This is a genomic window from Silanimonas algicola (genome assembly GCF_054777375.1).
In genome coordinates, this window is record NZ_BAAHAS010000003.1 from 218,212 (window position 1) to 232,741 (window position 14,530).

The 14,530-nt window shown below is 70.3% G+C and carries 14 protein-coding genes; 8 read left to right on the top strand and 6 right to left on the bottom strand.

Annotation, left to right across the window (positions count from 1 at the left end; translation table 11 throughout):
* The first annotated feature begins 23 nt into the window (after positions 1-23).
* From queF to ACYVAK_RS11200, 3 genes are all read left to right on the top strand, one after another.
* The gene (gene queF / locus ACYVAK_RS11190; RefSeq protein WP_461060968.1) at positions 24-851 is read left to right on the top strand and encodes an NADPH-dependent 7-cyano-7-deazaguanine reductase QueF; all 828 of its coding nucleotides are present in this window, start codon (positions 24-26) and stop codon (positions 849-851) included.
* 22 nt (positions 852-873) lie between these two features.
* Positions 874-1,404, top strand: coding sequence for a hypothetical protein (locus ACYVAK_RS11195; RefSeq protein ID WP_461060970.1), 531 nt, complete (start codon positions 874-876; stop codon positions 1,402-1,404).
* Between the two features lie 127 nt (positions 1,405-1,531).
* Entirely contained in the window at positions 1,532-2,560 is a 1,029-nt protein-coding gene (locus tag ACYVAK_RS11200) for a hypothetical protein (protein ID WP_461060972.1), read from the top strand.
* Between the two features lie 338 nt (positions 2,561-2,898).
* On the opposite strand, the gene ACYVAK_RS11205 is transcribed toward ACYVAK_RS11200, so the two are convergent.
* On the bottom strand, positions 2,899-4,956 hold the full coding sequence (locus ACYVAK_RS11205; RefSeq protein WP_461060974.1) for a TonB-dependent receptor: 2,058 nt from the start codon (positions 4,954-4,956) through the stop codon (positions 2,899-2,901).
* A 136-nt stretch (positions 4,957-5,092) separates the two neighbouring features.
* Here ACYVAK_RS11205 and ACYVAK_RS11210 point away from each other — a divergent pair, with 136 nt between their 5' ends.
* The gene (locus tag ACYVAK_RS11210) at positions 5,093-5,785 is read left to right on the top strand and encodes a cupin domain-containing protein (RefSeq protein ID WP_461060976.1); all 693 of its coding nucleotides are present in this window, start codon (positions 5,093-5,095) and stop codon (positions 5,783-5,785) included.
* A 1-nt stretch (position 5,786) separates the two neighbouring features.
* Here ACYVAK_RS11210 and ACYVAK_RS11215 read toward each other — a convergent pair whose 3' ends face one another.
* Both ACYVAK_RS11215 and ACYVAK_RS11220 read right to left on the bottom strand, forming a co-directional pair.
* Positions 5,787-6,170, bottom strand: a complete 384-nt coding sequence (locus ACYVAK_RS11215; protein ID WP_461060978.1) for a rhodanese-like domain-containing protein — start codon at positions 6,168-6,170, stop codon at positions 5,787-5,789.
* Between the two features lie 41 nt (positions 6,171-6,211).
* A complete protein-coding gene (locus tag ACYVAK_RS11220; protein ID WP_461060980.1) occupies positions 6,212-6,982 on the bottom strand; it encodes a sulfite exporter TauE/SafE family protein in 771 nt (256 codons plus the stop codon).
* A gap of 91 nt (positions 6,983-7,073) precedes the next feature.
* Between ACYVAK_RS11220 and ACYVAK_RS11225 the strand changes: the two genes are divergently transcribed.
* Entirely contained in the window at positions 7,074-7,970 is an 897-nt protein-coding gene (locus ACYVAK_RS11225; protein WP_461060982.1) for an MBL fold metallo-hydrolase, read from the top strand.
* An 18-nt stretch (positions 7,971-7,988) separates the two neighbouring features.
* On the opposite strand, the gene ACYVAK_RS11230 is transcribed toward ACYVAK_RS11225, so the two are convergent.
* Together ACYVAK_RS11230 and ACYVAK_RS11235 are read right to left on the bottom strand one after the other, a co-directional pair.
* Positions 7,989-8,222 carry a DUF2798 domain-containing protein gene (locus tag ACYVAK_RS11230; protein WP_461060984.1) on the bottom strand — a complete coding sequence of 78 codons (234 nt, stop codon included), beginning with the start codon at positions 8,220-8,222 and terminating at the stop codon, positions 7,989-7,991.
* Entirely contained in the window at positions 8,222-8,635 is a 414-nt protein-coding gene (locus ACYVAK_RS11235) for an ArsR/SmtB family transcription factor (RefSeq protein WP_461060987.1), read from the bottom strand. Before ACYVAK_RS11235 ends, ACYVAK_RS11230 begins: the two co-directional genes overlap by 1 nt.
* Before the next feature lie 169 nt (positions 8,636-8,804).
* On the opposite strand from ACYVAK_RS11235, the gene ACYVAK_RS11240 reads away from it, so the two are divergent.
* From ACYVAK_RS11240 to ACYVAK_RS11250, 3 genes are read left to right on the top strand one after another with little or no spacing between them, the layout of a single operon-like run.
* Positions 8,805-9,008 carry a YgaP family membrane protein gene (locus tag ACYVAK_RS11240; RefSeq protein WP_461060989.1) on the top strand — a complete coding sequence of 68 codons (204 nt, stop codon included), beginning with the start codon at positions 8,805-8,807 and terminating at the stop codon, positions 9,006-9,008.
* Between the two features lie 11 nt (positions 9,009-9,019).
* The gene (locus ACYVAK_RS11245; protein ID WP_461060991.1) at positions 9,020-10,096 is read left to right on the top strand and encodes an efflux RND transporter periplasmic adaptor subunit; all 1,077 of its coding nucleotides are present in this window, start codon (positions 9,020-9,022) and stop codon (positions 10,094-10,096) included.
* Entirely contained in the window at positions 10,089-13,337 is a 3,249-nt protein-coding gene (locus tag ACYVAK_RS11250; RefSeq protein ID WP_461060993.1) for an efflux RND transporter permease subunit, read from the top strand. The genes ACYVAK_RS11245 and ACYVAK_RS11250 overlap by 8 nt, the downstream gene beginning before the upstream one ends.
* Here the strand turns inward: ACYVAK_RS11250 and ACYVAK_RS11255 are convergent.
* Complete coding sequence (locus ACYVAK_RS11255; protein WP_461060995.1) at positions 13,298-14,452, bottom strand: serine hydrolase domain-containing protein; 1,155 nt, start codon at positions 14,450-14,452, stop codon at positions 13,298-13,300. The genes ACYVAK_RS11250 and ACYVAK_RS11255 overlap by 40 nt on opposite strands.
* Between the last annotated feature and the right edge of the window lie 78 nt (positions 14,453-14,530).

Below are 14,530 nucleotides of genomic sequence, written 5' to 3' on the forward strand. Positions count from 1 at the left end.
CGCCCGCGTTATCCTCCACGGCGATGAACACCCCCGAATCCTCGACGCTGGGCCACAGCGTCGCTTATCCGTCGGCGTACGACGCGTCCCTGCTGTTCCCCATCCCGCGCCTCGAGGCCCGCTCGAGGCTGGGCCTCGACGAGGCGCCGCCCTTCGTGGGCGTCGACCTGTGGAACGCCTACGAACTCTCGTGGCTCGACCCGCGCGGCAAGCCGCAGGTGGCGCTCGCCGAGTTCCGCGTGCCGGCGACCTCACCGAACCTCGTCGAATCGAAGAGCTTCAAGCTGTACCTCAACTCGTTCGCGCAGGAGCGGCTCGCCAATGCCGACGCCCTGCGTGCGACGCTGATCGCCGACCTCTCCGCGGCCGCCGGCGCCCCCGTGTCGGTGAGCCTGATCGCGCCGACTTCGCCGCAGGCCTTCCCGGTGAGCGTGCTGCCCGGCGAACTGATCGACGGTGTCGCCATCACCATCGAGCACTACGGCCCGCCGGCCCCCGAGCTGCTGAAGTCGGACGCGCAGGAAACGGTGGAGGAGACCCTCGTCTCGCACCTGTTCCGCTCGAACTGCCCGGTCACCGGCCAGCCCGACTGGGCCAGCCTGCAGATCGCCTACACCGGCCCGCGCATCGACCGTGCGGCGCTGCTGCGCTACCTGTGCAGCTTCCGCACCCACAGTGACTTCCACGAAGCGTGCGTCGAGCGGATCTTCCTCGACCTCCGCGCGCGCTGCGCGCCGGTGAAGCTGTCGGTGTATGCGCGATTCACCCGTCGCGGCGGGCTCGACATCAACCCGTTCCGGGCCTTGCCGGGCGCCGCGATGCCGGACAATCTGCGCCTGTCGCGGCAGTAGCCGCCTCCCGCCGAGGCCCGTCATGCCCCGCCGCTGCGTTCGCCCGTTCGTGAACCGCCTGCTCGCATCGCATCCGCGACGGGGCGCCAGCATCGTCCTCGCGGCACTGCTTCTCGCCGCCTGCGGGGGCGAATCGGCCGCGCCCCAGGCCGGTCCCGGCGCGGCATCGACGCCTCCTCCCGCGGGCGTGGCGGATGCCGAAGCGGCCGCGCCGCTGCCGCAGGGCCGCTTGGAAGCGGTTGCGCTCGATGTCGGCGTGACGCTCGATGCCGATGGACGCGTCGCCGCCGTGGCCGGTCGCGTGCGTCCCGCGGATGCGGTGCACGCTAGCCTCGTCACCGTGGGCGAAAGCGACGCGGCCAAGCTCGCGGTGACCTGGCGCGATGCCGCGGGCGCCGAGATCGCGGCGGACGAGCGCGCCATCACCGCGGCCGGTCCGGCCGTGCACACCTTCACCCGCCAGCCCGAGGGCGGCTGGGCGCCGGGACGCTACGAGGTCGAGGTGCGCGTGGACGGCCAGAGCGCCGGCGTGCGGAGCTTCGAGGTGCGCTGACGAGATCGGAACGTTGGCCGCAGCTCGTCGCGCGTATGCATGTTGTGTTTTGTTGAATTCGGCCCGTGATAGGTTCGGTGCGCGGCAATGGCTGCCGTGTTTCAAAACTCACATCATGGAGCGACGAATGATTCCCTCCCCCCGCCCCCCCAACGGCGTCGCGCTGATCCGCAGCACAGCGGAACTTCGGCCGAAAGCTCAGAAGTCGGTACTGCGTCGCGTTACGAGCAATGCGTTAGTACTTTCGATAGCCCTATTTGCCGGCATGGCATCAGCGGCGTGTGATCCAAACGGATGGGATCCAGTCGCGTACGAGTTCTGCGACAACGCGGACGCTCCTGTCTTCCCCTATGGTGTACCGACGTTTGAGATTCGCAACGATGCAGGTTACGCCCGCGTCTATCTTCGAGACGGTACTCGCGCCGTGCTTGATCTTGCCCAAGGGACTGTGACGATCGTTTACCCGAACGGCGCTTCCGAGTTTGGCCAAGTCGGTCAGCTCTCGACCGAGGCCCAGACGCAGTTCTGGGCTCTGGCGCATCAGGCGGCCAACAATCCACAAGAGCATTTTCTTGTTCCGCTAGACCATCTCTCGGCGGTTGCAACCAGAGTTGTCGCGAGCGGAGCAGCGGTTCCTCAGACGACAGTAGCCCGCGGGCTTGGTGTGGGTTACGACGAATCGAACTGCGATGATGGTGGAGCTTCTGGCAATCCACCGAACACACTCCCATGTGTTCAAGTCAGAGCGCAGCTCATGTATTGGAACGTCATCACCGATGACTGGAGTCAGGCACCTTCCATTCGGGACATTCCCGCTGGAGCCATCCGGTGTCACCTCCCGACCGTCGATGCCTGCAACATCTGGGCTAATAACCAGCGGATTGCATGGGAAGAGCGGCGACAGCAGGCATGCTCCGATCGCTGGTGGGACGGAGGTCTTTTCCTTGCTACTTCCGCGGCCGCTCATGTGGGATGCCAGGTTGCAGGGGCTGGCGTCGGGGCAACGGCTACTGGTGCGGGCGCTGCCCCTGGGGCGCTGGCTATCGGTGGTGGCGGCATCCTCTGCGTCGGCGGGATCGTCGGTGCTCTTCACGCCGGGCGATCGATGTGGAACAACAACGCAACCTGCACCAGCTCTTTTCCGGGCCCCCGGTGATCGCTATGGCACTTGACGCGCTCAAGATCTTCATAGGGGAGAACGCGTTTCCGCTTGTGATGTTCGGACTCGCGGCGTGCATGTTGTTGCTCATGTCCTTGACCGACCGACTCGTCAAACGGCGATATATCAACGGCGACTCCCGGAGACGTCATCGAGTGCAGCGTTTCAAGATCACTGTTGCGGCTGTATTGCTGGGTGTCTCAATGATGCTTTTTGCCGTGAAGGACGTCCTCGCGTAGCAACGTCATTTCGGCTACGTCTGCTCGGCAGACGGCTGCGGAATGGATACGCCCATCTGCATCTGAGCGTGGGCGTACTCCCTTAAAGGCGGAGTCCTACCGGCTCATCCGTGCAAAAAGGACGAACACGCTGCGTCCCGCGCCAGGGAAACTGCGCTCCTCGCCGAAGGCGAAGTCCACGCGCTCGGCGTAGCGGCGATCGGCAAGGTTCATCAGCCGCAGGCTCGCGCGCCAGTCGTCCGCCAGCGCCACCCCGATGCGTGCATGCCACAACACGTGGCCGCCATAGCGCCGCGTGTTCGCCGCGTCGATGGCATACGCGCCCTGCCACACGCCTTCGAGTTCCGCCTCGACGCGCGCGCCGAAACGCCGCCCGGCGCGGACGCCGCCCAGCCACTCCGGCGCGGTGTCGACGCGCGCGCCGCGGCGGATGGTCTCGCCGCCGGGAAGCAGGCGGTCGAACGCATAGCGCTGGTCGCTCCACGCGACCTGCCCCTCGAGCCACGACGCGTCGTCGGGCGTCCACGCGGCGGACAGCTCGATGCCACGGTGGCGCGTCGCGGCGCCCGGCACGCTCAGGCCGGCGGCATCGCGTAGCAGCACGTCGCGCTTGCGCATGGCGTAGGCCGTGGCGTCGGCGCGCACGGCCCCTCCAGAGAAGCGCAGCGTCGCCTCGAGGCTGTCGGCCGTCTCGACGCCGATGCCGTCGACGCTCTGTCCGCGCTGCAGGCGGTAGAGCTCGGTGGCCTGCGGGAAGCGGAAGGCGCGCGCCGCACGGGCGCCGACCGACCAGCCGCCGTCGAGGTCCCGCATCCATCCAAGCTGCGCGCTGCGCGCGGTGAACGCGTCGCGGCGATCGGCGGGACGCAGGTAGAGGCATCCGCCGAAGCCGCAGGGCGTGCCGTCGTCGCGGAGGTTCCCGTCGCCGGCGCGGTTGTCGTACGCATAGCGCAGGCGTTCGATGCGCGCGCCCAAGGTGACGGCGTCCCGGTCGAATCGCCACTGCTGCTCGCCGAATAGTGCCACCTGCCGCCCGTCGACCGCGTAGTCGTAGTGCGTACCCGCCGGGCGCTGCGCGTTCTGCGCGGGCGTGCCGGTGGTCAGCGCGCGCGCTTGGGTTTGCCGCAATTCGCCCTCGACGCCTTCGAGGTCGAGGCCGACGCGCAGCGACGCGTCCGACCACATCGCCTGCAGGCCGAGGCTGCGGCTGCCGTTCTCCTCGAGCGGCTGGCCGAGGTTGAAGTGCTGCAGGAAGGTCTGCGATTCGTCGCGGGCGTAGGGCCGAAGCAGGAGTTCACCGCCGCCGACGGCGCGGAGGTGATGCAGCACGAGGCGCGCGCTGTCGGCGTTCCGGAACGCTTCGGGGTTGGCGTTTCCGAAACGCCTCGCGTCACCCCACGCGCCTTCGCCGAACGCGAAGCCCGCCGTCTCCTGGCGCAGCCGGTGTGCGGCGAACGACAGCCGCGTATCGCCGTCGCCGGGTTGCCACTGCGCGTTGATCTGCTGCTGCGCGTAGCCTTCGTCGGCGCGGAAACTGCCGGCCTCCACCGCATTGGCATCGAGCCGGAAACGCGCCTCGCCGTCGATCGACACCAGCGCACGGCGGTAGTCGTCGCTGCCAAGTTCGAGGCGCAGCCCGCCACCGTCGCCGGGCAGCCGGGGCTGCACCGCGACCACGCCGTGCAGCGCGTTGCTGCCGTGCACGGCGCTGCCGGGGCCGCGCAGCACTTCGACGCGTCCGGCTTGCGCGAGGTTCAGCTCGGAAAGCTGGTTGACGTTGCAGAAGCCGGCCGGGCGGATCGGCACGCCGTCGTCGAGCACGAGGAAAGCCCCGCAGGCACCGGGGCCGGTCAGCACGGGCGAACGCAAGGCCAGCAGCTGTTCCTGCCCGCTCCCCCGGCTCGCCCAAGCCCCGGGCACTCGCGCCAGCGCCTCGTTCGCATGCGTCGGGGCGAGGCGGTCGAGCGCCGCGGCGTCGAGGCGTGCCACGGCTTCCGCGCGCACGCGGCCGTCTTCCGGCCGACGCGTCGTGACCTGCACGGCGTCAAGTTGCGTGGCCTGCGCATCGGTCGTTGCTGCCGCTGCGACCGCCGTGGGGGTGGCCGTGGCAAGGGCCGGCAGCAGGGCCAGCCAGAGGGGCGTCGAACGCGTCACGTGGTGTGTCTAGCGCCAGTCGGGCCGCGCAGTGTGGACGAAGCGAGGTGCAGGCTTGGCGAAGCGGTGCCAGCTTCGCTCTCGCACCACCGGCCCACCCCTATGCTGAGCGCCTTTGCCCAGAGGCCGCGATGCGATGCGCCTGAATGCCGATTTCGAACAGCGGGTGGTGGTGTTCCCCGACGAGGCCGCGTGGGTGGCCTCGCCCTCGGCCGGCGTCACGCGCCGCCCGCTCGACCGCATCGGCGAGGAAGCCGCGCGGGCCACCAGCCTCGTGCGTTACGCGCCCGCTTCGGTCTTCCCGGAGCACGGCCACCCCGCGGGCGAGGAGATCCTCGTGCTCGAGGGCGTGTTCAGCGACGACACCGGCGACCACCCGGCCGGCAGCTACCTGCGCAACCCCGAAGGCTTCCGCCACGCGCCGCGCAGTGCCAACGGCTGCACGCTGTTCGTGAAGCTGCGGCAGTTCGCGCCGGACGACCGCGCCACCGTGCGCGTCGACCCGTCGCGCGAAGCGTGGCGGCCGGGGCTCGTCGAAGGCCTGAGCGTGCTGCCGCTGCACTCGCACGGCACCGAGCACACGGCGCTCGTCGATTGGGCGCCGGGCACGGTGTTCAAGCCGCACACGCACTGGGGTGGCGAGGAGATCCTCGTGCTGCGCGGCGTGTTCGAGGACGAGCATGGCCGCTATCCGGCGGGCACCTGGCTGCGCAGCCCGCACGGCTCGCGGCACACACCGTTCAGCCGCGAAGGCACCACGCTGTACGTCAAGGCCGGGCACCTCGACGCCGGGCGGCTGGCGCCGTGGTTGGCCACCGGCGCCGCCTGAGTCAGCGCTCGACCGGCCGGCCGGCACTGGTCCAGCCCATGAATCCGCCGGCCAGTGAGACGGGCTCGGCGAATCCCAGGTCCTTCAGTGCCGCTGCGGCCAGCGCGCTGCGCGCGCCGCTGCGGCAGCTCACGATCACCGGGGCATCGCGATGCGACAGCGCGGGGTCCTTGATGCAATTCACCGCCGGATGGCCATCGACCTCGAACTCCAGCACGCCGCGCGGGATGTTCACGGCGCCTGGGATGCGGCCTTCGGCGAACTCGCCGGGTTCGCGCACGTCCACGAGCGGCGCGCCCTTGGCGCGAAGTGCGGAAAGCTCCGCATGGTCGATCTCGCGGATGCGGGCCTTCGCGGCGGCAACGAGGTCTTGGACGGTCTTCATGGGGTTCTCCTTGGCAGGGGAAGGTGCGCCTTGCGGCACGGTCAGGAAGCGAGCAGGGCAGGGAGTTCCCGCCCGACGATGTACAGGCCCATCAGCACCAGCAGGGCGGCGAAGCTTCGACGCAGCAGGCCTTGCGGCAGCCGCGAAGCCAGCTTCTGCCCCGCCACGCTGCCGATCGCCCCGACGCCGGTGAACAGGCCGAGCAACGGCCAGTCGAGCGCGAGGCCGGCGGCGTCCAGCACGAACAGGTGCTTGCCGAGGCCGCCGAAGGCGTTGAGGACGATGATCCACAGGCTGGTGGCGATCGCCCGGTGCATCGGCAGGCCGCCGAGCAGCACCAGGGCCGGCACGATGAGGAAGCCGCCACCCACCCCGACCAGCCCGGTGAGCAGGCCGACACCGAGGCCATCGACGACGATCCATGCGCGCGATCGCGGAGCGGCGACCGTGGTGGTCGCCGGCGCTGACCGGGTCATCCGCCACGCCGCCACGCCCATCACGGCGGCGAAAAGCAGCAACTGCACGTCGCCGGCGATCCAGCGCGACAGGTGCGCGCCAAGAACGGTGCCGAGCATCCCCGGCACGCCGAACCAGCCGACGCTGCGCCACTCGACGCTGCCGCGCAGCGCCGACGGGATGGCCCCCGCGAGGGCGATGCCCCCGACCACCGCCAACGAGCCGGCGATGGCGACTTTCTCCGGCTGGCCGACGAGGTAGACGAGCAGCGGCACCGTGAGGATGGAGCCGCCGGAGCCCAGCAGGCCCAGTGACAGGCCGACGATGACCGCGCCGAGCAGGGCGAGCCACATCATCGGAAGGCCACTGGCGGTCGGGTCGCGGGTGCCATGGCGGGAATGTATCTTAGATATTGCTAATATACAAACCGGTTGCCACACTGCCTTTATGAACAGCGAATCGCTCGATGCCTTGCCCGGCGGCCCCCATCCGTCGGTTGCCGCCTTCTTCGATCCCACCACGCACACGGTGAGTTACGTCGTTCGAGAGCCTGAGGGCCCCGCGTGCGCCATCATCGACCCGGTGCTCGATTTCGACGTGCCTTCGGGTCGTGTGCGCCACCACTCCGCCGAAGCGCTGGTCGCGCACGTGGCGCGCGAAGGGCTGCGCGTGGAGTGGATCATCGAGACGCATGTCCATGCCGACCACCTCTCGGCGGCGCCGTGGATCAAGGCCCGGGTCGGCGGACGCATCGCCATCGGCGAGCGCATCGACGTCGTGCAGGACACCTTCGGCCGCATCTTCAACGAAGGGCCGGAGTTCAAGCGCGACGGCAGCCAGTTCGACCACCGGTTCCGCGACGGCGAGCGCTACGCTATCGGCGCGCTCCAGGCCGTGGCGCTGCACACGCCCGGGCATACGCCGGCCTGCATGACGCACGTGATCGGCGATGCCGCCTTCGTCGGCGACACGCTGTTCATGCCGGACGGCGGTTCCGCGCGCGCCGATTTTCCCGGCGGGAGCGCACGCACGCTCTACCGGTCGATGCGGCGGGTGCTCGCGCTGCCCCCCGAGACGCGGCTGTTCATGTGCCACGACTACGGCCCGGGCGGGCGCGAGATCCGATGGGAGACGACGGTGGCCGCGCAACGCGCCGCGAACATCCACGTGCGCGACGGCATCGACGAAGACGCCTACGTCGCCCTGCGCGAGGCCCGCGACGCCACCTTGTCCGTGCCCGCGCTGATCCTGCCGTCGCTGCAGGTGAACATGAAGGCCGGGGCGCTCCCTGAGCCGGAATCGAACGGAACGCGCTACTTCAAGCTGCCGATCGACGCCTTCTGAGGCGGGGCGCCGCCGTGCTCAACGCGGCGGCGCCATGCCCAGCAGGCGCATCGTCCAGCGTCGTGCCACCGGGGCGCAGAAAAAGGCGGCGACGATGGCGATCGGCCAGGCGACGATGAAGGCATGCAGCCATCGGCCGACGAAGCCGGCATCGACGCCCGTGTTGACCGCGGTGAGCACCGCGCTCATCAGGAAAGCCATGAGCAGCGCCATGATCACCGCGAACAGGCCGCGGAACTTCAGGGTGTCCATCACGAGGCCCTGCGACGCGCGGAAGGTCTCACGGCCGGCTTGCGCCCTTTGGCGCCTCCGGACACGGCCGCCTTGGGCGCCACGGCTTCGGGGCCGGGGCAATACAGGTCGTGCAAGGTGCCGAGCAGGGCCCGTGCCGGGCCGTCCGCGAGGGCGTAGTAAATCGTCTGCGCCTCGCGACGCGTTTCGACCAGGGCCTGGTCGCGCAGCACCGCGAGGTGCTGCGAGAGCGCCGACTGCGACAGCGGCACGTGGGCGTTGATCTCCCCGACCGAATGCTCGCCTTCCACCAGCAGGCACAAGATGCGAAGGCGCTGGGGGTTCCCCAGCGTCTTCAGGAGATCGGCGGCGGCTTCCGCTTGCGCCGCCATGGCGGCCGCCATCGGCGGCAGGGTGGACGTGGTCTTGGGCATAGGCCGCGCATTGTAGGTCGGTCGCATCGACAGCCGGCACAGCCCGGGGCGTGGAGCACGGGTTCGGATGGCGGGCACGGACCTTCTCCCAAGCGGGTGGTGGAATGGCTTGACATAACATTAGCTCATGCTAATTTAGAAGACAATCCACCCCGCCCAAGGCCCCGCCATGAACCTCGACCGTGCCGTCTTCGCCTTCGCCGGCGTCATGACCCTGCTGTCCGTCGCCCTCACCCAGTTCGTCTCGCCGTGGTTCGTCCTGTTCACCGTCTTCATTGGCGTGAACCTCCTGCAGTCGGCCTTCACCGGCTTCTGCCCGGCGGCCATCGTGTTCAAGAAGCTGGGCGTCTCGTCCGGCTGCGCGTTCCGCTGAAGGATTCCGCCATGGCCCTCCGCCGCCTGCCCGCCGCCGTTGCCGTCGTCGCTGCCGTTGCGCTCTCCGCCTGCACGGGTGCGGGCGACGACAGCGCCGTCTCGACGCGTGATCCTGGCCTCGACACCCTGGTCGTCGCGCCGGCCACCGCCATGCGCGAACGCAGCTGGGACGGCGTGGTGCAGGCGGTGAACCAGGCAACGCTCGCCGCGCAAACGGCGGGGCGCGTCGTCGAGTTGCCCTTCGACGTCAACGACGTGGTGAAGGCCGGCGATGTCGTCGTCCGCTTCACCGACGTGGAGCAGCGCAGCGGCCGTGCCCAGGCCGAAGCCTCGCTGCGCGCCGCCCGCGCGCAAGCCGCCGAGGCCGAGGCCGACCAGCGCCGCATCGCCGACCTCGCCGCGCGCCAGCTGGTGGCGCGCTCGCAGCTCGACCAGGCGACGGCGCGTCGCGACGCGGCGCGCGCGGCCCTTGCCGCCGCCGAAGCCGGCGTGAAGCAGGCCGGTGAGCAGGTCGATTACACGGTGGTGCGCGCGCCGTACTCCGGGCTGGTGACGGAACGCCACGTCGAGATCGGCGAGACCGTCGCGCCGGGCCAGCCGCTGGTCTCGGGCCTCTCGCTCGGCCAGCTGCGCGTCGAGGTGCAGGTGCCGCAGGCGGACATCGCCGCCATCCGCGAGCACAAGGCGGCGACGGTGCGGCTGGCCGACGGTCGCGACGTGGAGGCCCGCGAGGTCATCGTCTTCCCGGCGGCCAACCCGCAGACCCACACCTTCACCGTGCGCGTCGAACTGCCGGAGATGGAAACCGGCCTGCAGCCGGGCAATACCGTGAAGGTGCGCTTCAAGCTGGGCGACGCCGAACGCCTGCTGGTGCCGGCGACGGCCCTCGTGCGCCGCAGCGAGATCGCCGCCGTCTACGTGGTGTCGCCCGAGGGCCGCGTCGGCCTGCGCCAGATCCGCGTGGGCGAAGTCTTCGGCGATCGCGTGGAGGTGATCGCCGGCTTGGCCGCGGGCGAGGCCATCGCGCTCGACCCGGTGGCGGCCCTCGTGGCCCAGCGCGCCGCGCGGGAGGCCGCCGATGAGTGAGACCCGCCTCGGCGTCTCCGGCCGCCTGGCCCGCGCCTTCCAGACCAACCCGCTGACGCCGGTGCTGGCTTTGGCCGCCCTGCTGCTCGGCCTCGTGGCCGTGATGATCACGCCGCGCGAGGAAGAGCCGCAGATCGACGTGACGATGGCGAACGTCTTCGTGCCCTTCCCCGGCTCGTCGGCGCACGACGTCGAATCCCTCGTCAGCGTGCCGCTGCAGCAGACGCTCGCCGAAGTGGAAGGGGTCAAGCACGTCTACGCGATGAGCCGCCCCGGCATGGCCGTGGTCACCGTCGAATTCGACGTCGGCATCCCACGCAAGGACGCCCTTGTGCGGCTCTACAACCAGGTCTTCGCCAACGCCGACTTCGTGCCGCCCGGCCTGGGCGTGGGCCCGCCGCTGGTGCGGCCGATGGGCATCGACGATGTGCCGGTGATGGGCGTCACCCTGTGGACCGAGGATCCGCAGCGCGGTGCGACCGAACTCGGCGCCGTGGCCCGCGCACTGGAAACCGAGCTGAAGCGTGTGCCCGGCACGCGCGACATCACCACCATCGGCGCGCCCGAGCGTGCGGTGGTCGTTGAACTCGACGCCACGCGCCTCGCCGCGCATGGCATGACGGTCGGCGAACTGCAGCAGGCGCTGGCCGCGGCCAACGTGGTGCTGCAGGCCGGCGAGCGCGTCGACGCCAGCGGCACGCAGGTGCCGGTGACCGTGGGCACCTTCCTCGCCGACGCGAACGGCGTGGCCGATCTCGTGCTCGGTCTGCGCGACGGCCAGCCGCTGCGCCTGGCCGATATCGCCACCATCCGCGAGGCCGCCGACCGCCCGACGGCCTACGTGTGGCATGCGGCCGGTGCCGGTGCGCCGGCCGGCGACGCCGCGCCGGTCGAATGGGCGCCGGCGGTCACGCTGGCGATCGCCAAGAAGCCCGGCGCGAATGCCGCCGACATCACGGCCGCGATCCGCGAGCGCCTCGTGGCGCTGGAAGGCGCGCTGATTCCGGAGGGCGTCCACGCCACGGTGACGCGCGACTACGGCTTCACCGCCAACGAAAAGGCGATGACGCTGATCAAGAAGCTGGTGTTCGCGACCATGGCCGTGGTGCTGCTGGTGCTGGTGGCACTGGGCTGGCGCGAGGCGATGGTGGTGGGTGCCGCGGTGATCCTCACGCTGGCCGTCACCCTGTTCGCCAGCTGGGCGATGGGCTTCACCATCAACCGCGTCTCCCTGTTCGCGCTGATCTTCTCCATCGGCATCCTGGTGGACGACGCCATCGTCGTGGTCGAGAACATCCATCGCCACATGACGCTCGGCGGCAAATCGCTGCGCGAGGCCTTGCCGGCGGCCGTGGACGAGATCGGCGGCCCGACGATCCTTGCGACCTTCACCGTGATCGCCGCGCTGCTTCCCATGGCCTTCGTCACGGGCTTGATGGGGCCGTACATGCGGCCGATCCCGATCAACGCCTCGGTGGGCATGCTGCTCTCGCTGCTGATCGCCCTCACGGTGACGCCGTGGCTGGCGGTGAAGCTGCTGTCGCGTCACTACGCGCGCCTGGGCGCTCATGTCGATGGAGAGCAGGGCGGCCACGGCCATGGCGGGCTGGCGGCGCGCCTGCACGGCGTGTTCGACCGCCTGATGCGCCCCTTCCTGGACGCCGCGCAGGGCGGCCGTCGCCGCTGGAAGCTCTTCGCCGGCATCGGAGCCGCGGTGGCGCTGTCGGTGGGCTTGGTGCTCGTGCAGCTCGTCGTGCTGAAGATGCTGCCCTTCGACAACAAGTCGGAGCTGCAGGTCGTCGTGGACCTGCCGGAAGGCACGCCGCTGGAGCGCACCAATGCGCTGTTGCTGGAGCTGGCCGCCGAACTCCGTGGACGCCCGGAAGTGCTCGACGTGCAGGGCTACGCTGGCACCTCGGCGCCGGTGAACTTCAATGGCCTCGTGCGCCAGTACTACCTGCGCGAAGGCGCCGCCCTCGGCGACCTGCAGGTGAACCTCGTCGACAAGCACGACCGCGACGACCAGAGCCACGACCTCGCCCGCGCGTGGCGCCCGGCCTTGCAGGCGATTGCCGCCCGCTACGGCGCCGCGCTGAAGGTCGTGGAAGTGCCGCCCGGCCCGCCGGTGCTGGCGCCGCTGGTGGCCGAGGTCTACGGCCCCGATGCCGCCACGGTGCGTCGCATCGCCGAAGGCCTCGAAGGCTTGGCGCGTGACACCGAAGGCCTCGTCGACATCGACACCACGCTGGAGGCGAAGGCCGAGCGTGAGACGGTCGTGGTCGACCGTGTGCGGGCCGCACGGCTGGGCGTCAGCCAGCAGGCCATCGCGCAGACGCTCGCGCTCGCCGTGGGGGGCGTGGACGCGACCTACCTGCGCGACGGCGTGGCCAAGCACGCCATCCCCGTGCGCCTTCGCCTGCCGGCGGGCGAGCAGGCGCGCATCGATGAGCTGCTGGCGCTGAAGGTGCGTGCGCAGGACGGCCGGATGATCCCGCTCGTGGAGCTCGTCGAGGTGCGTCGCGAGCCATGGGAACCGACGCTGATGCAGAAGGACCTGCTGCCGGTGGCCTACGTCATGGCCGACGAGGCGGGCGAGGTCGATTCGCCGCTCTACGGCATGTTCTCGCTGGTAGGCCGCGTCGATTCGCTCGACGTCGGCGTGCCGGTGGCGCAGCGCTTCTTCACCGCGCCCGACGACCCGCTGGCCTTCACCATCAAGTGGGACGGCGAGTGGCAGGTGACGTGGCAGACCTTCCGCGACATGGGCCTCGCCTATGCCGCCGGCCTGGTGCTGATCTACCTGCTGATCGTCGCGCAGTTCCGCAGCTACGTCGTGCCGCTGGTGATCATGGCGCCGATCCCGCTGACCGTGATCGGCGTGATGCCGGGCCATGCGCTGCTCGGCGCGCAGTTCACCGCCACCAGCATGATCGGGATGATCGCGCTCGCCGGCATCATCGTTCGCAACTCGATCCTGCTCGTGGACTTCATCAACCACGCCATCGCCAACGGCCGCGACCTTGCCGACGCCGTGGTCGAGGCCTGCGCGGTGCGTGCGCAGCCGATCGGTCTCACGGCCTTGGCGGCGATGCTCGGCGCGCTGTTCATCCTCGACGACCCGATCTTCAACGGCCTCGCCATCAGCCTGATCTTCGGCATCGCCGTCTCCACCCTGCTGACGCTCGTGGTGATCCCGCTGCTCTACTTCGCGTGGTTGCGGGGGCGTCCGCGCCCGGCCTGAGGGCGGATCGATGACGACGGGGGCGTGGCCGCGCCCGCCGACTGCGTGAAGCGCGGCGGATCGAGCAGGCGGGCGAGGTCGGCCTGCACGGCGGCCGCCTCCGGCGCCATCCGCAGGTTCGTGTCCTGCACCATGAACACGCCGGCGATGCCGGCCGCGCCGTCCACCCAGCCCTGGAAGCCGAAGGCGCCGGGGCTCGACTCGACGACCGGCGCGCCCGCCCGCGTGGTCGGCAGCAACCAGTAGCCGAAGCCGTAGCCCCAGGCATCAAGCTGCTGCGGTACCGGTGGCACGTCCTGCTTCACGGTGCCGGCGGCGTGGTCGCGCTGCATGGCCCGGATCGTCGCCACGGCGAGGTAGCGCTGGCCGGCGAAGGGCCCTTCGCGGATGACGCCGTCGGCCTGCCACATCGCCATCAATTTCCGGTAGTCCGCCAACGTGCTGCGGATGCCCCCGGCGATGCGCGGGTTCGGCACGGTGACGATGCCCGGTGCGGTGCTGTTGAGACCGAAGTCGGTCGCGGTGAGCGCGAGTGGCGTGGTGAGTTCGCGGGCGAACAACACGTCCCAGCCGAGTCCCGTCGCGCGCTCGGCCATCGCGCCGGCCACCTGCATCGACAGGCCGCCGTAGGCGAAGGTGCTGCCGGGTGCGGCGATCATCGGCCCGGCGAGGATCTGCCCGGCGCAGGCTTGCAGCGTCGTCAGCGCGTTCGCGATGCAGCCGGACTCGTCGCCGGGCAGGCCACTCGTGTGCGAGAACAGCTGCGCGAGGGTGATGGCCCGCTTGTCGGCGGGTGCCGTCGGCCACCATTCGCCGACCGTCGAATCCCAGCGCAGCGTGCCGCGTTCCACCAGCCGCGCCAGCACCAGCGCCGAGACCCACTTGCTGGCCGAGGCGATGGGGATGCGGGTGGCGTCGGCGTAGCCGCCGTAGTGGCGGCTGAGCACCGGTTGGCCGTTCTGCGCCACCCACAGCGAGGCGCCGTCGAGCCGGTAGCGGGTGACGAGGGACTGCATGCGGGCATCGACCACGGCGAAGTCGACTTTCGCGGGCGTTTGCGCCGCGGTGGGCAGGGCGAGCAGCAGGGGGGCGAGGAGGGCGAGGAGCGGGCGCATGGGGCGGGTAACGCGGCGGGGAAGGGATGGTTGACCGGAGGGCGTCGCGGCGGCGTTTCCACCGCTACGCTGTACCCC

What these genes read in the sequence shown, in the direction of transcription:
- ACYVAK_RS11240 (WP_461060989.1), top strand. Translation starts at nt 8,805, where the DNA reads ATGAACCTCGACCGTGCCGTCTTCGCCTTCGCCGGCGTCATGACCCTG.
- ACYVAK_RS11230 (WP_461060984.1), bottom strand. Translation starts at nt 8,222, where the DNA reads ATGGACACCCTGAAGTTCCGCGGCCTGTTCGCGGTGATCATGGCGCTG.
- ACYVAK_RS11250 (WP_461060993.1), top strand. Translation starts at nt 10,089, where the DNA reads ATGAGTGAGACCCGCCTCGGCGTCTCCGGCCGCCTGGCCCGCGCCTTC.
- queF (WP_461060968.1), top strand. Translation starts at nt 24, where the DNA reads ATGAACACCCCCGAATCCTCGACGCTGGGCCACAGCGTCGCTTATCCG.
- ACYVAK_RS11200 (WP_461060972.1), top strand. Translation starts at nt 1,532, where the DNA reads ATGATTCCCTCCCCCCGCCCCCCCAACGGCGTCGCGCTGATCCGCAGC.
- ACYVAK_RS11245 (WP_461060991.1), top strand. Translation starts at nt 9,020, where the DNA reads ATGGCCCTCCGCCGCCTGCCCGCCGCCGTTGCCGTCGTCGCTGCCGTT.
- ACYVAK_RS11220 (WP_461060980.1), bottom strand. Translation starts at nt 6,982, where the DNA reads ATGATGTGGCTCGCCCTGCTCGGCGCGGTCATCGTCGGCCTGTCACTG.
- ACYVAK_RS11255 (WP_461060995.1), bottom strand. Translation starts at nt 14,452, where the DNA reads ATGCGCCCGCTCCTCGCCCTCCTCGCCCCCCTGCTGCTCGCCCTGCCC.
- ACYVAK_RS11195 (WP_461060970.1), top strand. Translation starts at nt 874, where the DNA reads ATGCCCCGCCGCTGCGTTCGCCCGTTCGTGAACCGCCTGCTCGCATCG.
- ACYVAK_RS11235 (WP_461060987.1), bottom strand. Translation starts at nt 8,635, where the DNA reads ATGCCCAAGACCACGTCCACCCTGCCGCCGATGGCGGCCGCCATGGCG.
- ACYVAK_RS11210 (WP_461060976.1), top strand. Translation starts at nt 5,093, where the DNA reads ATGCGCCTGAATGCCGATTTCGAACAGCGGGTGGTGGTGTTCCCCGAC.
- ACYVAK_RS11215 (WP_461060978.1), bottom strand. Translation starts at nt 6,170, where the DNA reads ATGAAGACCGTCCAAGACCTCGTTGCCGCCGCGAAGGCCCGCATCCGC.
- ACYVAK_RS11225 (WP_461060982.1), top strand. Translation starts at nt 7,074, where the DNA reads ATGAACAGCGAATCGCTCGATGCCTTGCCCGGCGGCCCCCATCCGTCG.